The organism is Microbacterium sp. UCD-TDU (genome assembly GCF_000340625.1).
GTDB classification, from domain to species: domain Bacteria; phylum Actinomycetota; class Actinomycetes; order Actinomycetales; family Microbacteriaceae; genus Microbacterium; species Microbacterium maritypicum.
Genome location: NZ_AOSO01000005.1, coordinates 228,421 through 247,021 on the forward strand (window position 1 = coordinate 228,421; position 18,601 = coordinate 247,021).

At 68.8% G+C, this 18,601-nt stretch carries 20 protein-coding genes; 13 read left to right on the top strand and 7 right to left on the bottom strand.

Translation table 11 applies throughout. The annotated features are described in order from the left end of the window. Nucleotides 1-2 precede the first annotated feature (2 nt). The 3 genes from fliD to D514_RS21145 form a co-directional block, all read right to left on the bottom strand. A complete protein-coding gene (gene fliD, locus D514_RS21135) occupies nucleotides 3-1,391 on the bottom strand; it encodes a flagellar filament capping protein FliD (protein WP_017828254.1) in 1,389 nt (462 codons plus the stop codon). 69 nt (nucleotides 1,392-1,460) lie between these two features. Beyond that, complete coding sequence (locus D514_RS21140) at nucleotides 1,461-2,291, bottom strand: flagellin (RefSeq protein WP_017828255.1); 831 nt, start codon at nucleotides 2,289-2,291, stop codon at nucleotides 1,461-1,463. A gap of 109 nt (nucleotides 2,292-2,400) precedes the next feature. Next, nucleotides 2,401-3,201: a sigma-70 family RNA polymerase sigma factor gene (locus D514_RS21145; RefSeq protein WP_017828256.1), complete on the bottom strand. Its 801-nt coding sequence runs from the start codon at nucleotides 3,199-3,201 to the stop codon at nucleotides 2,401-2,403. A 196-nt stretch (nucleotides 3,202-3,397) separates the two neighbouring features. On the opposite strand from D514_RS21145, the gene flgN reads away from it, so the two are divergent. Genes flgN through D514_RS21195 form a run of 10 tightly spaced genes read left to right on the top strand, consistent with a single transcriptional unit; the run spans nucleotide 3,398 to nucleotide 11,551 of the window. Further along, on the top strand, nucleotides 3,398-3,880 hold the full coding sequence (gene flgN / locus D514_RS21150) for a flagellar export chaperone FlgN (RefSeq protein ID WP_017828257.1): 483 nt from the start codon (nucleotides 3,398-3,400) through the stop codon (nucleotides 3,878-3,880). A 13-nt stretch (nucleotides 3,881-3,893) separates the two neighbouring features. After that, the gene (gene flgK, locus D514_RS21155) at nucleotides 3,894-5,303 is read left to right on the top strand and encodes a flagellar hook-associated protein FlgK (RefSeq protein ID WP_017828258.1); all 1,410 of its coding nucleotides are present in this window, start codon (nucleotides 3,894-3,896) and stop codon (nucleotides 5,301-5,303) included. A 13-nt stretch (nucleotides 5,304-5,316) separates the two neighbouring features. Further along, nucleotides 5,317-6,198 carry a flagellin gene (locus D514_RS21160; RefSeq protein WP_017828259.1) on the top strand — a complete coding sequence of 294 codons (882 nt, stop codon included), beginning with the start codon at nucleotides 5,317-5,319 and terminating at the stop codon, nucleotides 6,196-6,198. Next, the gene (locus tag D514_RS21165; protein ID WP_017828260.1) at nucleotides 6,195-6,566 is read left to right on the top strand and encodes a flagellar assembly protein FliW; all 372 of its coding nucleotides are present in this window, start codon (nucleotides 6,195-6,197) and stop codon (nucleotides 6,564-6,566) included. The genes D514_RS21160 and D514_RS21165 overlap by 4 nt, the downstream gene beginning before the upstream one ends. Nucleotides 6,567-6,626: 60 nt before the next feature. Then, nucleotides 6,627-7,244 carry a tRNA (adenosine(37)-N6)-threonylcarbamoyltransferase complex dimerization subunit type 1 TsaB gene (tsaB, locus tag D514_RS21170; RefSeq protein WP_017828261.1) on the top strand — a complete coding sequence of 206 codons (618 nt, stop codon included), beginning with the start codon at nucleotides 6,627-6,629 and terminating at the stop codon, nucleotides 7,242-7,244. Then, a complete protein-coding gene (gene rimI / locus D514_RS21175; RefSeq protein WP_017828262.1) occupies nucleotides 7,241-7,729 on the top strand; it encodes a ribosomal protein S18-alanine N-acetyltransferase in 489 nt (162 codons plus the stop codon). Before tsaB ends, rimI begins: the two co-directional genes overlap by 4 nt. Further along, entirely contained in the window at nucleotides 7,726-8,793 is a 1,068-nt protein-coding gene (tsaD, locus tag D514_RS21180) for a tRNA (adenosine(37)-N6)-threonylcarbamoyltransferase complex transferase subunit TsaD (RefSeq protein ID WP_017828263.1), read from the top strand. Before rimI ends, tsaD begins: the two co-directional genes overlap by 4 nt. Then, nucleotides 8,790-9,275 (top strand): hypothetical protein, encoded by a 486-nt coding sequence (locus D514_RS21185; protein WP_017828264.1) that lies wholly within the window; start codon nucleotides 8,790-8,792, stop codon nucleotides 9,273-9,275. Before tsaD ends, D514_RS21185 begins: the two co-directional genes overlap by 4 nt. Before the next feature lie 4 nt (nucleotides 9,276-9,279). Then, the gene (locus tag D514_RS21190) at nucleotides 9,280-10,419 is read left to right on the top strand and encodes a hypothetical protein (RefSeq protein ID WP_017828265.1); all 1,140 of its coding nucleotides are present in this window, start codon (nucleotides 9,280-9,282) and stop codon (nucleotides 10,417-10,419) included. After that, a complete protein-coding gene (locus tag D514_RS21195; protein WP_144052909.1) occupies nucleotides 10,397-11,551 on the top strand; it encodes a hypothetical protein in 1,155 nt (384 codons plus the stop codon). The genes D514_RS21190 and D514_RS21195 overlap by 23 nt, the downstream gene beginning before the upstream one ends. Before the next feature lie 7 nt (nucleotides 11,552-11,558). On the opposite strand, the gene D514_RS21200 is transcribed toward D514_RS21195, so the two are convergent. After that, on the bottom strand, nucleotides 11,559-12,764 hold the full coding sequence (locus D514_RS21200; RefSeq protein WP_031205364.1) for a class I SAM-dependent methyltransferase: 1,206 nt from the start codon (nucleotides 12,762-12,764) through the stop codon (nucleotides 11,559-11,561). A gap of 158 nt (nucleotides 12,765-12,922) precedes the next feature. On the opposite strand from D514_RS21200, the gene groES reads away from it, so the two are divergent. The 3 genes from groES (at nucleotide 12,923) to D514_RS21215 (ending at nucleotide 15,748) form a co-directional block, all read left to right on the top strand. After that, nucleotides 12,923-13,219: a co-chaperone GroES gene (groES, locus tag D514_RS21205; protein ID WP_017203655.1), complete on the top strand. Its 297-nt coding sequence runs from the start codon at nucleotides 12,923-12,925 to the stop codon at nucleotides 13,217-13,219. A gap of 181 nt (nucleotides 13,220-13,400) precedes the next feature. After that, nucleotides 13,401-14,330 (top strand): EamA family transporter RarD, encoded by a 930-nt coding sequence (rarD, locus tag D514_RS21210; protein ID WP_017828268.1) that lies wholly within the window; start codon nucleotides 13,401-13,403, stop codon nucleotides 14,328-14,330. Nucleotides 14,331-14,491: 161 nt separating this feature from the next. Continuing rightward, nucleotides 14,492-15,748, top strand: coding sequence for an ABC transporter substrate-binding protein (locus D514_RS21215; RefSeq protein ID WP_017828269.1), 1,257 nt, complete (start codon nucleotides 14,492-14,494; stop codon nucleotides 15,746-15,748). Between the two features lie 68 nt (nucleotides 15,749-15,816). Here D514_RS21215 and D514_RS21220 read toward each other — a convergent pair whose 3' ends face one another. The 3 genes from D514_RS21220 to D514_RS21230 all read right to left on the bottom strand — a co-directional run bounded on the left by D514_RS21220 (nucleotide 15,817) and on the right by D514_RS21230 (nucleotide 18,600). Next, a complete protein-coding gene (locus tag D514_RS21220; RefSeq protein WP_017828270.1) occupies nucleotides 15,817-16,590 on the bottom strand; it encodes an ABC transporter ATP-binding protein in 774 nt (257 codons plus the stop codon). After that, nucleotides 16,587-17,555 (bottom strand): ABC transporter ATP-binding protein, encoded by a 969-nt coding sequence (locus D514_RS21225; protein ID WP_051056540.1) that lies wholly within the window; start codon nucleotides 17,553-17,555, stop codon nucleotides 16,587-16,589. The genes D514_RS21220 and D514_RS21225 overlap by 4 nt, the downstream gene beginning before the upstream one ends. A 67-nt stretch (nucleotides 17,556-17,622) precedes the next feature. Next, a complete protein-coding gene (locus D514_RS21230) occupies nucleotides 17,623-18,600 on the bottom strand; it encodes a branched-chain amino acid ABC transporter permease (protein ID WP_017828272.1) in 978 nt (325 codons plus the stop codon). Nucleotide 18,601: the final 1 nt, after the last annotated feature.

Sequence of the window (18,601 nt, forward strand, 5' to 3'; positions counted from 1 at the left end):
GCTCACTTCCCCGAGTTCGAGCTCGAGCCCGGCAGGGCGGCGATCTGCGACGACAGGTAGGAGGACTGCGACTGCAGCTGCGACAGCATGACCTCGAGGCGCGCGTAGGTGCGCTCGAGAGTGGACTTGCGCTGCGCGAGACGTACGTCCCACCGCTCCATCTGCTCGCCGAGACCCTTGACCTCGCTCTCCTGCCCGGTGATGCGTGTGGTGAGCAGGCCGTCGTACTTGTCGGAGTAGACCTTCGAGGTGTCCTGCACCCGCGCGGCGATGTCGGAGAACAACCCGGCGACGGCGTCCGGGTCCTTCGCGAGCGCCTCGGCGAACTTCTCCTCATCGAAGCTCAGCACGCCGTACATGTCGGTCGAGATGCCGATCGTCGAGGGGGAGACACCGTTCACCGGGTGCTGCACCGCGTCGGCGAGGGCCGTCCGGAGCCCGCGGACCGCGCTGTCGCCGGTGAAGACGCCCAGCGTGGTCTTGTCTCCCTGTTTCGCGGCGACGGTGGCCTTCGAGCCGTTGTCGATCCGGGTCAGGATGTCCTTGACCGCGGCGACGAAGTCGGCGGAGGCCTTGGTGCGCGCAGCGGTGTCGACCGCGACGCCGATGGTGACGGGGGCGGTCGAGACAGCGGAGACGGTCACGTCGACACCGTCGAACAGGTCGGTGAAGGTGTTGCTCGATGAGGTCAGCACCTGCTCGGCGCTGGTGCCGGCCCACAGCCGCACCTGGGCGTCGGCGCCGACATCGATCACGGCTGCTCCCGCTTCGGCGGAGATGTCGGAGGCTGTGCCCGCCGCGACGGCGGCGATGTCTGCGCTGTAGGCGCGGAACTGTCCGGCTTCTCCGGAATCGGCGGCGCGCAGTTGCAGGCGGTGCTGCATGTTCCCGGCAGCATCGCGCCCGGCGGGAACGGCGGTGGCGACGATCCCGAAGCCGGCTTCGTTCACCGCGCGTGCGACGTCCTGCATCGAGGAGGAGTCGGCCGTCACCTGCCGGCGCTCGCCCTTCGCGTTCTCCAGGGTGATCACGGGAGGGTCTGCGGGCCAGCCGGTGGAGACGGCGGAGACGATGGTGTGGTTCTTGGCGACCTTGTCGACGACGATGTCGGCGGAGAGCGCAGCGGCGCCGGTGCGGGTGGCGACGGTGACGGTGGGGGACGACGACGTGGTCGTGAAGCGGGCCAGCCCGTCGCGCGTCGCGGCCTTCTCTGCGGCCGTGGCGAGGTTCTGCACCGCGGTGTTCAGCGTCCGGAGCTGGGTGACGACGCCGTTCTTGTCGTCCATCTTCGCCTTGAGCAGCGAACGGGGGATGGCCGCGACATCCATCAGCGCCTTGATGACCTCGGTGGTCTTCAGGCCGGAGACGAGTCCGTCGAGCGAGAGGGACATGATCGCCTTTCCGTGTCGGGGGCGGACAGGGTCCGGGCGCCGGTGGGCGCCCGGACCCTATGGCGTGGTTCAGCGCAGGAGCTGGAGCACGCCCTGGTTGGCCTGGTTGGCCTGGGCCAGCATCGCCGTACCTGCCTGGGACAGGATGTTCTTCGACGTGAACTTGACCATCTCGGACGCCATGTCGGTGTCGCGGATCCGGCTCTCGGCGGCGGCGAGGTTCTCCGCCGACACGTTGAGGCTGTTGATGGTCGACTCGAAGCGGTTCTGCAGCGCACCGTAGCCGGCACGTGCGGTCGAGACCGCCTGGATCTGCGTGTCGATACCGGCCAGCGCGGTGCCGTACGTCGCCGCGTCCGTCATGGTCGCCGCGAGCGTCTTGATGTCGGCACCGAGGGTGGCGAAGTCGGTCAGGGCGACCGAGATCTGGTCCTCGGCGGCGACGGAGCCCGCACCGACCTGGAACGTCAGCGTGTCGCCGCCCGAGAGCAGCTTGATGCCGTTGAAGTTCGTGCTGCCGGCGATCCGGGTGAGCTCATCACCGAGGGTGTTGATCTCCTTCTGGATCGCGTCGCGCGACTTCGCGTTGTTCGAGTCGTTCGCACCCTGAGCGGTCAGGTCGCGAACGCGCTGCAGGATCGAGTGGACCTCGGTCAGGGCGCCTTCCGCGGTCTGGATGACCGAGATGCCGTCCTGGGCGTTGCGTGCCGCGACGTTCAGGCCGTTGACCTGCGAGCGCAGGCCCTCGGAGATCGCGAGGCCTGCCGCGTCGTCGGCCGCGCGGTTGATGCGGAAGCCGCTGGACAGCTTCTCGAGCGACTTCGACACGTCGTTCTGCGTGTTGGACAGGTTGCGGTAGGCGTTGAGTGCCGACACGTTCGTGCTGATCTGCATACCCATAAGGGTTCTCCTCCGTGAATGGTGTTGTGCGGGAGACCATCCGTGGTCTCCCGGTCACACCTATCGGCGGAGGGTGAGCTCGCGTTAGCCGTGCGCGCCGGTGATCGTTTCAGACGGCGGCCGATTCGCGGAAGGCGCCGGCGATCCGGGAACCGGCGCCGTCGGCGATCCGTGTGAAGTACGCTTCACGGGCGCCGGGGGAGACCCGGGTCGTGGCAGCCGGTGTCGGGCCCTCGGCGAAGTATCGATCCAGGGCGTCGCGCAGGAGTCGGATCGCCTCCGAACGCTGCTGCGACACCGCGGAGTGCGTCACCCCCAGCTCCTCGGCGATCTCCTTGACGGGGCGTTCGTCGAAGTAGACGGCCAGAACGATGCGGCGCATGCGCTCGGGAAGGGCGGCGACGGCCTGTTCGAGCACTTCGCGCCGTTCGCCGACCAGCGCCGATTCCTCGGGGAGGGGGATCTCCGCGGCGACATCGCGTGCCGAAGGCTCATCGAGCGTCGTCAGGGTCCTGGCGGCATCGCCGAGCGCTTCGACGACGACGTCTTTCGGCACACCCATCGCCGTGGCGACCTCGGCGGCCGTCGCTGTCCTGCCGAAGCCGGCGGTCAGGGCGTCGCGCACGGCGACGGTCTCCTTGATGCGCTTGCGGATGCCGCGTGACGCCCAGTCCATCGAGCGCATCTCGTCGGCGAACGCCCCGAGGATGCGGCGGCGGGCGTAGGCGCCGAAGGGCACGCCGAGTTCGGGATCGAAGGCTTCGGCGGCGGTCACGAGCGCGAGCGCTCCGACGGCGGCGAGTTCGTCGCGGGGGATGTGGGTGGCTCGGGAGTGGGTCTCGGCGGCGAGGTATCCGACCAGAGGGAGGTTGCTCTCGATGAGCAGATTGCGCTCAGCGCGCGACGACATGGGGGATGATCCACCTCTCTGGATGCACTCCGGAAGTTCCAAGGAGACGGACAGATGCGCATATCACACTTATTGTGATCTGTACATGGGGAGAACTGCCTATCGCCGTTCCACATAGTAACGTTAGGCAAGCGCTGGCCGATAGTGACCTTTGGCCGCGTGGTCACGCGTGGCGATCACTGGGGAAAAGGGGATCATGGGAGCCAACGAACTATCGATACAGCTGTGGCGCGAGCGTGAACTGCTCGAGATGCTGCTGTTCAAACTCGACGAGCAGCAGCTTCTTCTCGCCGCAGGTCGATCCCAATGGATCCAGTTTGCCGCGCGGGAGATCGATCAGGTCCTCGACAGGCTGCGCGGCGCGGGACTCGCCCGCACCGTCGAGGTCGTGACCGTCGCGGAGGAGTGGGGAGCTAAGGAGGCCTCGACCATCCGTGAACTGATCGAGCACGCGCCCGAGGGGGCATGGCAGGAGGTCTTCGCCGACCATCTGCGTGCGCTCACCAAGCTCGCCGCCGAGGTCGAGCAGATGCGCGACGCCAACGCGGAGCAGCTCAGTGGAGTGCTCCGCGCCACGCAGGAGACGATCGCCGCACTCGGGCACGACACCGGCGAGTACACGACCAAGGGTGACCGCGCCCGCGACGACGCCGCGCGCATCATCGACACCGAGATGTGACCGAGAGGGGATCATGTCGACCTTCAGTGGACTGAACACGGCGGCCAGCGCCCTGGCCGCCGCGCGGCGCGGGATGGACGTGGTCGGGCAGAACATCGCCAACCAGAAGACCGAGGGGTACACGCGTCAGCGTGTGACGACCTCGGCGGTCGCCGCGATCGCGCAGACCGGACGGTTCAGCGTCGGCGCCCTGCCAGGGCACGGCGTCTCGATCGACGGCGTCGCGCGACTCGGCGACGCACTGCTCGATGCCAGGGTGCGCGACGCCCTCGGCGCCTCGGGCTACTGGTCCACGAGGGCGCTCGCGGCGACCACCGTCGAGGCGTCGCTGGCCGAGCCCACGGCGAACGGGCTCGCAGCCCGGCTGTCGAAGTTCTGGTCCGGCTGGCAGGATCTCGCGAACACCCCTGATTCGGGGGCCGCGGCATCGAGCATCCTGGAATCGGCGAAAGAGCTCGCCTCCCACATCGCCGGCGGATACCGCAACGTCGCCACGCAGTGGACCAACGCGCGTGACTCCGCCGACCGCACGGTCTCGCAGGTGAATGCGACCGCCGACCAGATCGCGGTGCTCAACGACGAGATCCGCGACGCCCTCGCGTCCGGCCGCTCGGCGAACGAGCTGATGGACCAGCGCAGCGTCCTCGCGCAGAACGTCGCCAGGATGTCGGGCGCGGCGGCCACGATCGAGAGCGACGGCACCATGACCGTCCGCCTCGGCGGCAACGCGCTCGTCTCCGGTTCCGATTCCCGTCATCTCGTGCTCACAGGGCCGGCGTCCATCGACTCGGGCCAGCGCTTCCGCCTCTCCTGGGCATCCGCACCGGATCTTCCCGTCTCGATCGACGGCGGTGAGCTCGGCGCTTCACTCTCGGTTCTCGCACCGGCAGCCGACGGCGGCATGCTCGCGGGGCTCGCGGGCACCTACGACAAGGTGGCGACGGCGCTCGCGGAGGCGATGAACGCCCAGCACCGCGCTGGCGTCACCTCCACCGGCCAGGCCGGCGGGGACTTCTTCACCGTCCCGGTCACCGGGTCGGCAGCGCTCGGTCTCCAGGTCGCCGTCGCCACGGCGGCCGAGCTCGCGCTCGCCGCACCGGGGGCGGGACCGCTGGATGCGACGAATGCCGACCTGATCTCCCAGATCGGCCGGCGTGCAGGCTCTCCCGATGCGCTCTGGTCTGATCAGGTCACCCGGTTCGGGGTCGCGACGGCGGCCGATGTGCAGCGCGCGAAGCTCTCCGATTCCGCAGCGGTCGCCGCCGTCGGTGCACAGCAGTCGGTCGCCGCCGTCGACGGCGACGAGGAGACGATCAGCCTGCTCACCTACCAGACCGCCTACCAGGCCGCAGCCCGAGTGATGACGGCGGTGGATGAGGCGCTCGACGTGCTCATCAACCGCACGGGTCTCGTCGGACGCTGAGCGAAGGAGCCTCATGATCTCTCGAGTGACCTCGTCCGCGATGACGCAGACGGCCATGCGCCAACTGCAGTCCAACCTCTCCGAGCTGGCGCGTCTGCAGGAGCAGGCGACATCTCAACGTGCGTTCGCCGCTCCGTCGGACGACCCCGCAGCAGCCGCAGCGGCCCTCGCGCTGCATGCCGAGCAGCGCCGCACCGAGCAGTACGCCCGCAACATCGACGACGGTCTGGCCTGGGTCACCGCAGCCGACACCGCGATCACCGCGAGCACGGCCCTGCTGGGGCGGATTCGCGACCTGACCGCGCAGGGCGCGAACGACGGCGCTCTCGACGCCACCGCCAAGGAGGCTCTGGCGGTCGAGCTCGAAGGCATCGGCCGGGAGCTTCTCGCCCAGGCGAACACGCGGCTGCTCGGCCGCTCCGTGTTCGCCGGCACGTCCGACACGGCGGCCTTCGCCGCGGACTACAGCCACAGCGGTGTGCCAGGAGCCGAGGTCACCCGCCGTGTCTCCGATGCGGCATCCGTCCGTGTCGACACCGACGGTGCCGCGGTCTTCGGCACCGGAGACGACTCGGTCTTCGCGCTCGTGGACAAGATCGTCGCCGACCTCCGCTCCGGCACCAACGTCGGCCCCCGTCTGGGCGAGATCGACAGCCGCCGCACGGCCATGCTCGGCGTGCAGGGCTCGGTGGGAACCAGACAGTCGCAGATCGAACGCGCCAAGGAGGCGGCAGTGCACAATTCCGTGTCCCTCGAGTCCCGCAGGACGGCGGTGGAGGACGTCGATTCGATCGAGGTGCTCGTGCGCCTGCAGGCGCAGGAGCTCGTGTACCGCTCCGCGCTCGCGGTGAATGCGCGCGTGCTCCAGCCCTCACTCATGGACTTCCTCCGATGACCGCCGCACTGACCTTCCTCGCCCCGCCGCCAGGACTCGCCCCCCACGTCGATTTCGCTCTGACCCCCGTCGACGGTGCCGACGGGCTGTTCTCGCTGCGGGCCGTGGACGACGCCGAGCTGCGTCTGTACCTGGTGGATCCTCGAACGGTGCTGAGCGCGTACGCGCCGACCCTCACCGACGAGCAGGCAGACGGTCTGGCGCTCGCATCGCCGGACGACGCGCTGATCCTCGTCGTCGCCCATCCGTCCTCCGAGGGCGTGAGCGTGAACCTCCTCGCCCCCGTGATCGTCAACCAGACGACGGGAGCCGCCTCGCAGGTGATCCTGGAGGATCAGGACTACCCGCTGCGCGCTCCGCTCGGCTGACCCCGGGGCCTCCAGCGCCTGCGGGGAGCTCCCTGGCGGGACGGCGGCTAATCTGGAGTCGTGATCCTTGCCGTCGACACTTCCCTGGGCACGGCTGTCGCCCTCATCGATGCCGACGGGGAGCGACGCGCCGAAGCCGGTGCCGTCGACCCTCTCGGCCACGCCGAGGTCATCGGCGACCTCCTCGTCGACGTGCTCCGCGAGGTGGGTGACGCGAAGATCACCCACGTCGTCGCCGGCATGGGGCCCGGCCCCTTCACCGGCTTGCGTATCGGCATCGCCGCGGCGCGTGCCTTCGCACTCGGACGCGGCCTTCCCGTCGTCCCCGTCCCCAGCCACTTCGGCGCGGCTCTGACGGCGCTGGAGAGCGAGACCGCTCCCTTCGCGATCGTCACCGACGCCCGTCGGCGCGAGGTCGCCATCACCGTGTTCGACGGTCTCGACGACGACGGCATCCCGGTCGTCGTCGCCGACACCGTGCTCGTGCGGGCCGCCGACGCCGACGCGCATCTCGACGGCATCCGACGCATCGATGTGACGACGCTCTCCGCATCGGATCTCGCGCGGGTCGGGGTCCGTGCGCTCGCCGCCGGTCGTACGCTCGCCGGCGAGGAACCTCTCTACATGCGTCACCCCGATGTGACGCTTCCCGGTGCGCCGAAGAAGGTGGGGACATGACCCTCCGCGACGCGACGGTCGAAGACCTCGACGCGATCATGGCGATCGAGAACCGGTCCTTCCCGACAGACGCCTGGAGCGCGGAGACCATGGCCGCCGAGCTCGCGAGCCCACACGGCCGCTACCTCGTGGACGAGCACGACGGTGCGGTGATCGGATACGGCGGAGTGCGCGCCCTCCACGGCAGCGCCGACGCCGACATCCAGACCATCGCCCTGCTCGCCGAGCACCGCGGCCAGGGGCGGGGCAGGATCCTGCTGCGCGCGCTGCTCGCGGCGGCCGCAGCACGCGGTGCACGAGAGGTGTTCCTCGAGGTGCGCGCCGACAACCCTTCGGCCGAGGGACTCTACCTCGCCGAGGGATTCGAGGAGATCGCCCGCCGTCCCCACTACTATCAGCCCGACGACGTCGACGCGATCGTGATGCGTCTGGATCTGCGCCGTCGCACGGTGCCCGTCACCGCCACCGAGGAGGCGAAGGCATGAGCGAGCCGCTGGTTCTGGGCATCGAGACGAGTTGCGACGAGACGGGCATCGGCATCGTGCGCGGACGCACCCTGCTGTCGAACACCATCGCGTCGAGCATGGACGAGCACGCCAGGTACGGCGGGGTCGTACCGGAGGTCGCCGCCAGGGCACACCTGGAGGCGCTGCAGCCCGCGATCGATGCCGCCCTCGCCGAGGCGGGTGTGCGCCTGGACGATCTCGATGCCGTCGCGGTCACGAGCGGCCCAGGACTCGCCGGAGCACTGATGGTCGGCGTGGGGGCGGCGAAGGGCCTCGCCGTCTCGATCGACAAGCCCCTCTACGCCGTGAACCACCTCGTCGGCCACATCGCCGCCGACATCCTCACCGCCGACTCCGCTCCGCTCGAGTACCCCACGATCGCCCTGCTCGTATCCGGCGGTCACACCTCGCTGCTTCATGTGCGCGACCTCACCACCGACGTCGAACTGCTGGGGGAGACGATGGACGACGCCGCGGGCGAGGCCTTCGACAAGGTCGCCCGCCTTCTGTCGTTGCCGTACCCGGGTGGTCCGGAGATCGACCGTGCAGCCGCCGACGGCGACCCGGAGGCGATCCGGTTCCCCCGTGGCCTGTCCCGTGCTTCCGATCTGGCGAAGCACCGCTACGACTTCTCGTTCTCGGGGCTGAAGACGGCCGTGGCCCGCTGGGTCGAGCGCTGCGAAGCCGAGGGGGTCGAGGTTCCCCTCGCCGATGTCGCCGCGAGCTTCCGTGAGGCGGTCGTCGACGTTCTGGTCACGAAGGCGCTCGCCGCCTGTGCCGACCTCGGTGTGCCGCGACTGCTGCTCGGCGGGGGAGTCATCGCGAACCGGCGTCTGCGCGAGGTCGCTCTGGAGCGCGCCGAGGCTGCAGGCGTCACGGTGCGCATCCCGCCGTTGTCGCTGTGCACCGACAACGGCGCGATGATCGCCGCCCTCGCATCCGAGCTCATCTCCTCCGGCCGGCGCCCATCCACCCTGGCGTTCGGCGCGGACTCGACGCTGCCCGTGACCGAGATCCAGATCGCGCAAGCGGTGTCGGTATGAGCGACGTCCCCGGTACTCCCGAGGCGCGGTCCTCGGCGACGCCGGCGGCGCGTATCGAGGGCCCCAGCGACGAGGTCGAGCACCCGGCAGGGTCCGCCCGTCTTCCCGGTGCCCGCCGAGACGGATACACCAGGCTGCCGACGGGTCCGGTCGGCATCGAGCCGGTCGTCGCGACCGGTCCCGACATCGATGCTCCCGACGACACGGAGTGGGAGCCGTCGACGGGATCCATGCCGGTCGACGACACCCGATTGGCGCCGTGGGCGCTGCTGGCGGCGATCGTCGCGCTCGGGGCGTCGTTCTTCGTCGGCTGGGGCATCCCGGTCGCCGTGGTCGCGGTCGTCGCAGCGATCATGTCTCTGCGTCGCCCTGTCGAGAGTCGCGCGATCGCCCGCTGGGCGCTCGTGCTCGGACTCTGCGCGACGGTCTACAGCCTGGGCTGGCTGGTCTGGGCCGGCATGCAGTTCGAGAGGCTCGGCTGAGCCGATGCTGGACGCGGACGAGCTCGAGGAACTGCGCTCCCTGCAGGCGCGGGCCTACGGCCGCGAGGCGTCGCTCAGCGATGCCGACGCCGTGCGACTGCGCGTGCTGGAGGAGCGCCGTGTCGCCCCGGGTGTCGAACCCGTGGGGCTCGACTTCGCCCCGACCGCCGATGCGGTGTCCCCTCCCGACTCCGGGGAGTCGCCGGATGACGCTGATTCCGCGAGCGCTGAGGCTGGGCATCAGGGCGTCGAGGCCGCGGCACTCGATGCTGCGGAGCCGCGCCCGTCGCCTGTCGCAGAGGGCTCACCGGGGACCGGGGAGTCCGTGAGATCCCTGTGGCGCGCGCATTGGCGGCCCGCCGTGCTCGCCGTCGCGGCATTGCTCATCGTCGGGGTCGGCGTGGGCTGGCTGCTGTTCGGCCGGTCGGCTGCGACCTCGGTCGCCCTGAGCGCGCAGCAGCAGGAATGGCAGAGCGCGTTGATCGCCGGAGGGCGCTACGACCCGGGATCGGTGCGCGCCCTCGCCGTCGAGCAGGGGGCGGTCATCTCCGCGGCGACCAAGGACGACGGCGCGATCACCTGCCTGCTCGTGGCGACCTCCGCGTCGGCGCTGCCCAACTGCGAGCGCACGCAGACCGTCGAGGGCTCGGGGCTCTTCGGGGCGGTCACGGTGGAGTCGAAGGACGACATCCGGCGCGAGCTCAACGTGCAGATGATGTTCACCGCGTCCGGCGAACCCGCCGTATCCACCCACACGGCGGAGTACGGACCCGGTACCACCAACGGTGTGACATACGCGAACGCCGGTGAGGCGGAGAAGGCGAAGCGCATCGCGGCGCAGGGGTTCGAGATCAACTCGCTCTGGGTCATCGGCTACGACGGTGAGGTGCCGGTGTGGACGGGGATGGCGCTCGATTCGTTTCAGACCTGTCTGATCTACGACGGCTCGGATGACCGGTTCCCTCGGGTCTGCGCCGATGCGCTCACCCTGCAGGAGCAGCGCGCCACGCTGGTGCTGAACGTGGTCGATGAGGAGAGCGGCGAGGTCGCACGCCTGGAGGTTCCGACCTGGAGCGACGGGAGCTCCTCGCTCATGATCACACGTGAGGGGGGTGCCGACGGTGCCGGCGGAGACGGACGCTGACGAGCTGCGGGCGCTCCAGCGCCGCGCCTATGGCCGTGACGGCATCCTCACGGCTGCCGAGACCCGGCGGCTGCGGGAGCTGGAGGATGCGAGACGGTCGTCGGCGACGCCTTCCGCTGTCGAGACCCGTGTGGAATCGTCGCCAGAGCAGTCGTCCCCCGCTCCGGCCGATGTTCCCGATGATGATGGCGAGCCCGCCTTCGTCGACGCTCCCGAGCCTGAGGAGATCACCGAGGATCGGCGCTCGCTCCGCGCCTTTCGTCGTGTCCTGCGGAGGTACCGGGTGGGCGTGTCGGCGCTCGCGGTGGTGACGGTGGCACTCGGCATCGGCATCGGCGGAGCGCTGTTCGCGACACGCGCCGACGGCATCGCCCTGTCCGCCGCGCAGCAGGAGCGCCGTGATGCGCTCGCCGCCGCCGACTTCGACAGCGGATCACTCCTTGCGGTCGCCCAGGACGAGGATGCGGTGGCCTGGTACGCGACCAAGGACGATGGCGGCGTCGTGTGCCTGATCCTCGACATCGGCGACCGTTCGCAGTCGAACTGCCTTCCCACCGGCGACATCGGGCGTGGCCTGAGCGTGTCCTTCCCCGTTCCGATCGACGATCCTGAAGGCGACACCCAGGGTCTGGGGGGTGTGAGCGCGACGATGCTCGTGTCGACAGCGGGGGAGCCGATGGTCGCTCTCCAGCGGTGGTCGATGTCGTCGGCCCTGTCCTCGCAGTACGCCGGCGCAGAGCGCGCACGGGCCGAGGAACTGGCCGACGACGGTTTCGCCTTCTCCCTCACGATCGTCGGATCATTCCGGACGCAGCCGGTATGGGTCGGCGACCGCGTGTCGGAGCAGGGCGAGGTCGAGAAGTGCCTCATCGTCGACGCCGGTGATCTGACGACGTGCGAGTCTCCCAGCGATGCGGGGGAGTCGGGGATCGAAGCGCGGATCGACGGCGTCGGTGGCGCGGAGGTCGGCTCGACGGTGGTCGAGGCGCGATTCACGAGGTGGCAGACGCCGTATCTGGTCATCCGCGAGGCGCCAGCCTCCTCAGGAGTGCCGCAGGAGACCGTACGGGTCGAAGCGCCTCCGGGTGACCCGATCGTGGTCGAGCCGCCGGGCCGCGACCCCGACGGCTGAGCGGATCTCAGCCCGCCGCGGGTACCCGGTCGGCGAGGATCGCGCGACGCTGATCGCCGATACGGGCGAGGATCAGCGTCGCCTCCTGGTCGCCGCGCAGCGTCAGCTTCTTGCGGAAGGCCGCGGGATCGACGTCGACGCCGCGCTTCTTGATCTCCAGGCGTCCGATGCCGTGCGCCTTGAGAGCGGCGCTGATCGCTTTCGGGTTCGCCGGCAGGGTCTCCCGCACGCGGAAGGACTGCACGAACGGGCTCGTCAGCGCGGCATCCGAGGTCAGGTAGGCGATGTGCTCGTCGAGCATCCCCGCGTCGAGACTTCGAGCGACCTCGCCGATCAGACGCGCACGGATCACGGCGCCATCTGGTTCGTGCAGGAAGGCGCCGAGCTCGCGCACCGGCTCGTCGGCGGCGTCCGCCGGGGCGGTGAGCTCGTGCGAGCGCTCGTCGCGGATCACCAGGGCCGCGCGGCGGACCCCTTCTCGGGTGAGCGCGCCGCTCCAGACGACGAGTTCGACGACGCTGCCGTCGGCGCTCACCCACTGCGCTTCGGCGTCGGCCGGCAGCGCGTCGCGGTCGTGCGCGGGTCCGAGTTTGATGCCGGTCGGATGGCTCGCTGCCACATCGAACGCCCAGTCCAGCGAGGGGGAGTAGTCGTCGGCGGAGACTCGTCGTGTCTCGCTGTGCCCCGAGGTGCGTCGGGCCGGATCCATCCAGATCGCACTTCCCGCTTCCACCGACGAGAGGGCGTCTTCCGCCGTGAGGTGGCCCACCGCGGCGCTGTCGCCGAAGGGCGCCAGGTTGTAGGCGGCGATGGCCGAGGTGACCTCATCGGCGTCGACGGCGTGCACGTCGAGCGCCGCTCCGGCAAAGGCGAGCGCGTCGCCGCCGATGCCGCAGCCGAGGTCGGCGACGCGGGTGAATCCGGCGTGCCGGATCCGCTGCGCGTGACGGGCTGCGACCCCGAGTCTCGTCGCCTGCTCGAGCCCGGCGCGGGTGAACAGCATGCGTGCGGCGAAGGGCCCGAACTTCGCTGCGGCCCTGGATCGCAGGTGCGCCTGTCCGACGACGGCGGAGACGAGCTCGGGGGAGTGGCCGGCCGCGCGCAGCCGCGAGACGGTGCGGGCCACGTCGGCGGTCGATTCGATGGGCCCGACCGCGTCGAGCAGCTCGAGACCGTCGGGGGTCAGCAGGGCGCGCAGCTCGGACATCTCCACGTGCTCAGCCTAATTGCCCGTCCGGCGGGACTGCCCGCGCCGCACGCTGGCACTCGCATTGCGTGAGTGCCAGCCGAGCGCCTAGACTGGATTAGCACTCTCGGGTTGAGAGTGCGAACAAGTCTTTCGTGTCAGCGTCAAGAAAGAAGAGGTAGACCGTGTCGGTTTCCATCAAGCCGCTCGAGGACCGCATCGTCATCAAGCAGGTCGAGGCCGAGCAGACCACCGCGAGTGGCCTGGTCATCCCCGACACCGCCAAGGAGAAGCCCCAGGAGGGCGAGGTCGTGGCGGTCGGCCCCGGCCGCATCGACGACAACGGCAACCGTGTTCCGCTCGACGTCGCCGTCGGCGACCGTGTGCTCTACAGCAAGTACGGCGGCACCGAGGTGAAGTTCGGCGCAGACGAGTTCCTCGTCCTGTCGGCTCGCGACGTCCTGGCGGTCGTCGTCCGCTGATCTGCGGAATCTGATTCGCACCCCTCGTGCAGGGGTGAGGTCAACGTCCTCGAAGGGGCCCGGATGCGCTTCGCATCCGGGCCCCTTCTGCGTCCGCCACCGGGCATCGGTTTCCTGCCGAACTCTGCCCCAGCGGCCGGCGGCCGAGGGCACGATGCCGCCGCGGGCGTAGGGTTGTGCGGTGCCCCCAGAGACGACTCGTGCCACGCAGACCGCCGGAGTGGCCTATGCCGGTGCCGCGTACCTCCTCTGGGGAGTGCTTCCGCTCTACTTCCTGCTCCTCGTTCCGACGGGGCCGTGGGAGGTCGTGGCCTGGCGCGTGCTGCTGTCGTTCGTGTTCTGCCTCCTGCTGCTCACGTTCACGCGCGGCTGGGCGGCATTCGGCGTCATCCTCCGACAGCCGAAGCTGCTGGGGTGGACGGCCCTGGCCGGTCTTCTGATCTACGTCAACTGGCAGGTGTTCCTGATCGGAACCCTCAGCGAGAACGTCGTCGAGACGAGCCTGGGCTACTTCATCAATCCGATCACGACCGTGCTGCTGGGCGTCTTCGTGCTGAAGGAGCGCATCCGCAGGTTGCAGTGGGCCGCGATCGCGATCGCGGCGATCGCGGTCGTCGTCATCGTCGTCGCCTACGGCGATTTCCCCTGGATCGCCCTGTCGTTGACGGCGTCCTTCGGGGTCTACGGGCTCATCAAGAAGAAGATCGGTCCCGCCGTCGATGCGGTCAGCGGTCTGACGCTGGAGTCCTTCTGGCTCATCCCGATCGCCGTGGTGCAGCTGATCGTCGTCGCCCAGACGACGGGGATCACGATGGGGGCGAACGGGTGGCCGCACGCGCTGCTGCTGGCATTCGCCGGCGTCGCCACAGCGGTGCCCCTGCTGCTCTTCGCCGCAGGAACCCGACGCATCCACCTCACCGTGATCGGAATGATCCAGTTCATCACCCCCGTGATGCAGTTCCTCATCGGCGTCGTCGTCCTGCACGAGCCGATGCCCCCGGAGCGTTGGGCGGGCTTCATCATCGTGTGGATCGCGATCGGGGTGTTCGTCGTCGACCTGCTGCTCGCCGCGCGTCGGGGGCGCAGGATTCCGCGTGTCGAAGCGGCCTGAGCCCGAGGGTCATCCGTCGGGGAACCCGGTGTCGGATCGTTAACGCACCGAGATACTTGCGACCCCTGCGCGCAGGACTCACGGCCTAGTGTTAGAGCACCCGATTGTGGCCCGAATCCAGGTTCGGTCGCAATCCACGTTCAGTTACGCAAGGGAGCATCATGAACGCATTGAAGGGCTCGCGCACAGCGAAGGTCTTCGCCGGGATCGCACTGATCAGTGCATCCGCCATCGTCATCGCCGGCTGCAGCAGTACTCCGAGCTCGGAGAGCGGCGGCAGCGACAAGCCCGCAGCCGATCTGACGCTCAAGCTCGGATCGCTGCTTCCGCAGACGGGGTCGCTGGCATTCCTCGGCCCGCCCATGGAATCCGGCGTCGGACTCGCGGTCCAGGAGGTCAACGACGCCGCTGCCGGTGTCACGATCGACCTGACGGCCGAGGACGAGGGCGACACCGACACCAAGGCCTACGAGACCTCGATCACCAAGCTGCAGGGCGCCGGCGTCTCCGCCATCGTCGGAGCCGCCGCATCGGGCGTCTCCAAGCTCATCCTCGACGGGAACGTGAGCGCGGGGATCCTTCAGATCTCGGCGTCGAACACGTCTCCCGACTTCACCACGTGGGATGACAACGGCCTGTACTTCCGCACCGCCCCCAGCGACCTGCTGCAGGGAGAGGTGCTCGGCAACCTGATCGCCGAGGACGGCGCCAAGACCCTCGGCATCATCTACCAGAACGACGCCTACGGCACCGGCCTGAACGACGCCATCACGACGACGTTCGAGGGCACCGGCGGCGAGGTCGTCGAGTCGGTCTCGTTCAACGTCGGCGACGCGCAGTTCGACGCTCAGGTCGAGTCGATCAAGGCTCAGAACCCCGACGCTGTCGCGATCGTGTCGTTCGACCAGTTCAAGACCATCGCGCCGCTGCTGGTGAACGCCGGAATCTCGGCCGACAAGTTCTACATGGTCGACGGCAACCTGTCCGACTACGGCTCGGAGATCCCGGTCTCGCTCGAGGGCGCGCAGGGAACCAAGGCCGGTCCTGCTCTCGCGGACGACTTCACCACCCGTCTCCAGGACTACTGGACCGGCGAAGGCAACCCCGAGGTCAAGGACTTCACCTACGCGGCAGAGGCGTACGACGCCGTCATCCTCGTGGCTCTGGCCTCGCTCGCGGCCGGCTCCACCGAGGGCGCGGACATCGCGGCCAAGATGCAGGAGGTCTCGGGCGGTTCGGGCGACGGCAAGAAGTGCACCAGCTTCGCCGAGTGCGCCAAGATCATCAACGACGGCGGCGTGGCCGACTACGACGGCTACTCCGGCGACATCACGTTCGATGAGGCCGGCGACCCCCAGGGTGCCTCGATCGGTATCTACAAGTACGGTGCCGACAACATGATCACCCGCACCAACTGATCACACGATCACATGACGAAGGCCCCGGATCCGATCCGGGGCCTTTGTCGTGGTGTCGAGTCGGTGGCTCAGGCCGCGTCGGTGCCGAGGGTTCCGAGGTAGAGACCGATCACCTTCGGGTCGTTGAGCAGATCACGGCCGGTGCCCTCGTGGGCGTCCCTGCCCTGATCGAGCACGTACCCGCGGTCGCAGATCTGCAGGCAGCGTCGGGCGTTCTGCTCGACCATGATCGTCGTGACGCCGGCCTTGTTGATGTCGGACACCCGGATGAACGCGTCGTCCTGCCGCACGGGGGAGAGCCCGGCCGACGGCTCGTCGAGGAGCAGCACCGACGGATCCATCATGAGCGCGCGCGACATGGCGACCATCTGCCGCTCACCGCCGGAGAGGGATCCGGCGCGCTGCTTGAGGCGCTTGCCCAGCTCGGCGAAGATGCCGGTGACGAACTCGAGCCGTTCCGTGTAGATCTTGGGGTTCTGGTAGAGCCCCATCTGCAGGTTCTCCTCGATCGACAGCGACGGGAAGACGTTGTTCGTCTGCGGCACGAAAGCGACCCCGCGTCGGACCAGCTTGTCGGCCTTCAGACCGACGATGCTCTCGCCCTTGACCGTGATGTCGCCGCTGCGCACGTTCACGAGCCCGAAGATCGCCTTCAGCAGGGTCGACTTGCCGGCGCCGTTCGGGCCGATGATCCCGATCAGCTCGCCCTGGCGGGCGACGAGGTTCGCGCCGTTGAGGATGTTCACCCCGGGGAGATAACCGGCGTGGACGTCGGTCAACTCGACCACGACGTCGTCCTGAGGCGCGCTCTGCGGTGCGTTCGTCGGCGATTCCGCGCTCATGCGGTGCCCTTCCCCTCTGTGTCGGAGGCGGGATCGCTCGCTTCGAGCTCGGCCTCCGCCTCTGCTTCGATCTTCTCGCGGAGTCGGATCGCGGCGGCGTCCTCGAGCACCGGGATGCGTCCGGTGACCGCGCCCAGGTCGAGATCCTGGTGCGCACCGAGGTAGGCATCCACGACCGCGGGGTTCTCCATGACCTCGTCGGGTGGTCCCTCCGCGACGACGCGTCCCTCGGCCATGACGACCACCCAGTCCGCGATGTGGCGGACCATGTGCATGTCATGCTCGACGAACAGCACCGTCATCCCCTGCTCCTTCAGATCGAGGATGTGGTCGAGGAGCGACTGCGTGAGAGCGGGGTTGACGCCGGCCATGGGCTCGTCGAGCATCACCAGCGTCGGGTCGCTCATCAGCGCCCTGGCCATCTCGAGGAGCTTGCGCTGGCCTCCAGAGAGCGACGCCGCGAAGTCCTTCTCCTTGGCATCGAGCTTGAAGCGCGCGAGCAGTTCGCGCGCCTTGCCTTCGATCTCGGTGTCCTGCGCTCGCCAGAGGAAGGGGAACAGGCTCGACCAGAAGCCCTCCCCGCGCTGATGCGGTGCTCCGAGCTTCATGTTCTCGAGGACCGTGAGCAGCGAGAGCGACTTGGTCAGCTGGAACGTGCGGACCTGTCCCATCCTCGCCACCTTGAACGACGGCACTCCCGAGAGGCTCGTTCCGTCGAAGGACCAGGTACCGCTGTTGGGCTTGTCGAAGCCGCAGAGCAGGTTGAACAGCGTGGTCTTGCCTGCTCCGTTCGGGCCGATCAGCGCGGTGATCGCTCCTCGCGGGACTTCGAGGTGGTCGACGTCGACGGCGGTCAGACCGCCGAAGCGACGCTGGACCGCATCGACGACGAGGATCGGATCGACCTTGGCGACCCCCGGCTTCACCTCGCCCTTGGTCAGACCGGTCGTCTTCGGGCGGCGGATGCTCCCTGTGGCGGGCGCGGCGTTAGCCGTGCCCTCGACAGAGCCGGGGACCTGTTCCGGGGTCAGTTCATTTGACAAAGGTCATCTCCCTCTTGTCTCCGAGGATGCCCTGCGGGCGGAAGATCACGAGCAGCATCAGAGCGATGCCGACGAAGACGAAGACGAGCGTCGATGCCTGGCTGTCGGACATCGGCAGCAGGCCTGCTTTCGCCATGGAGGGCAGGAGGTTGGCCATGAAGGCGAACACCACCCAGAACAGCACGGCGCCCAGCGTCGGTCCGAACACCGTGGCCGCACCGCCCAGAAGGAGGATGGTCCACAGGAAGAACGTCAGCGACGTCGAGTAGCTGCCGGGGACGACGGCGGAGGGGAGGACGAAGATGATCCCGCCCGCGGCCCCGATCACGCCACCCACCACGAGCGCCTGCATCTTGTAGGCGAAGACGTTCTTGCCGAGCGAGCGCACGGCGTCCTCGTCTTCACGGATGCCCTTGAGGACGCGACCCCAGGGGCTGCGCATCAGCGCCCACACCAAGAGGATGGCCGCGGCGAGCACGATCACGCCGAAGACCCGGTTCCAGAGGTCGTTGGCGCTGTACGTCCAGGGTCCGAACCCGTAGGTTCCGGGGGGAATGGGGTTCGCGTCGCGGAACCCGCCGTTGTACTGGGCCAGGCCGTCGGCGCTGTTGGTCCATTCGTCGAACAGCTGCGTCGTGAACAGCAGGCGCACGATCTCACCGGCGGCGATCGTCGCGATCGCCAGGTAGTCGGCGCGAAGTCGCAGCGTCGGGATGCCGAGCAGGACGGCGAAGAGTGCGCCGCCGAGCAGACCGATGAGCATGCCGATCCACCAGGGCAGACCGAAGCTCAGCACCGAGATGGCGTAGCCGTAGCCGCCGATGGCCATGAAGGCGGCCATGCCGAAGTTGAGCAGTCCCGCGTATCCGAAGTGCACGGCCAGGCCGGTCGCCGCGAGGGCGTAGGCGATGGTGACAGGGCTGAACAGGTAGACGGCCGTGTTCGAGAAGATGCTTCCGAAGTCCATG

What these genes read in the sequence shown, in the direction of transcription:
- D514_RS21165 (WP_017828260.1), top strand. Translation starts at nt 6,195, where the DNA reads ATGACCGCCGCACTGACCTTCCTCGCCCCGCCGCCAGGACTCGCCCCC.
- fliD (WP_017828254.1), bottom strand. Translation starts at nt 1,391, where the DNA reads ATGTCCCTCTCGCTCGACGGACTCGTCTCCGGCCTGAAGACCACCGAG.
- D514_RS21185 (WP_017828264.1), top strand. Translation starts at nt 8,790, where the DNA reads ATGAGCGACGTCCCCGGTACTCCCGAGGCGCGGTCCTCGGCGACGCCG.
- tsaD (WP_017828263.1), top strand. Translation starts at nt 7,726, where the DNA reads ATGAGCGAGCCGCTGGTTCTGGGCATCGAGACGAGTTGCGACGAGACG.
- rimI (WP_017828262.1), top strand. Translation starts at nt 7,241, where the DNA reads ATGACCCTCCGCGACGCGACGGTCGAAGACCTCGACGCGATCATGGCG.
- D514_RS21145 (WP_017828256.1), bottom strand. Translation starts at nt 3,201, where the DNA reads ATGTCGTCGCGCGCTGAGCGCAATCTGCTCATCGAGAGCAACCTCCCT.
- D514_RS21160 (WP_017828259.1), top strand. Translation starts at nt 5,317, where the DNA reads ATGATCTCTCGAGTGACCTCGTCCGCGATGACGCAGACGGCCATGCGC.
- D514_RS21220 (WP_017828270.1), bottom strand. Translation starts at nt 16,590, where the DNA reads ATGAGCGCGGAATCGCCGACGAACGCACCGCAGAGCGCGCCTCAGGAC.
- D514_RS21215 (WP_017828269.1), top strand. Translation starts at nt 14,492, where the DNA reads ATGAACGCATTGAAGGGCTCGCGCACAGCGAAGGTCTTCGCCGGGATC.
- D514_RS21140 (WP_017828255.1), bottom strand. Translation starts at nt 2,291, where the DNA reads ATGGGTATGCAGATCAGCACGAACGTGTCGGCACTCAACGCCTACCGC.
- D514_RS21230 (WP_017828272.1), bottom strand. Translation starts at nt 18,600, where the DNA reads ATGGACTTCGGAAGCATCTTCTCGAACACGGCCGTCTACCTGTTCAGC.
- flgK (WP_017828258.1), top strand. Translation starts at nt 3,894, where the DNA reads ATGTCGACCTTCAGTGGACTGAACACGGCGGCCAGCGCCCTGGCCGCC.
- flgN (WP_017828257.1), top strand. Translation starts at nt 3,398, where the DNA reads ATGGGAGCCAACGAACTATCGATACAGCTGTGGCGCGAGCGTGAACTG.
- D514_RS21190 (WP_017828265.1), top strand. Translation starts at nt 9,280, where the DNA reads ATGCTGGACGCGGACGAGCTCGAGGAACTGCGCTCCCTGCAGGCGCGG.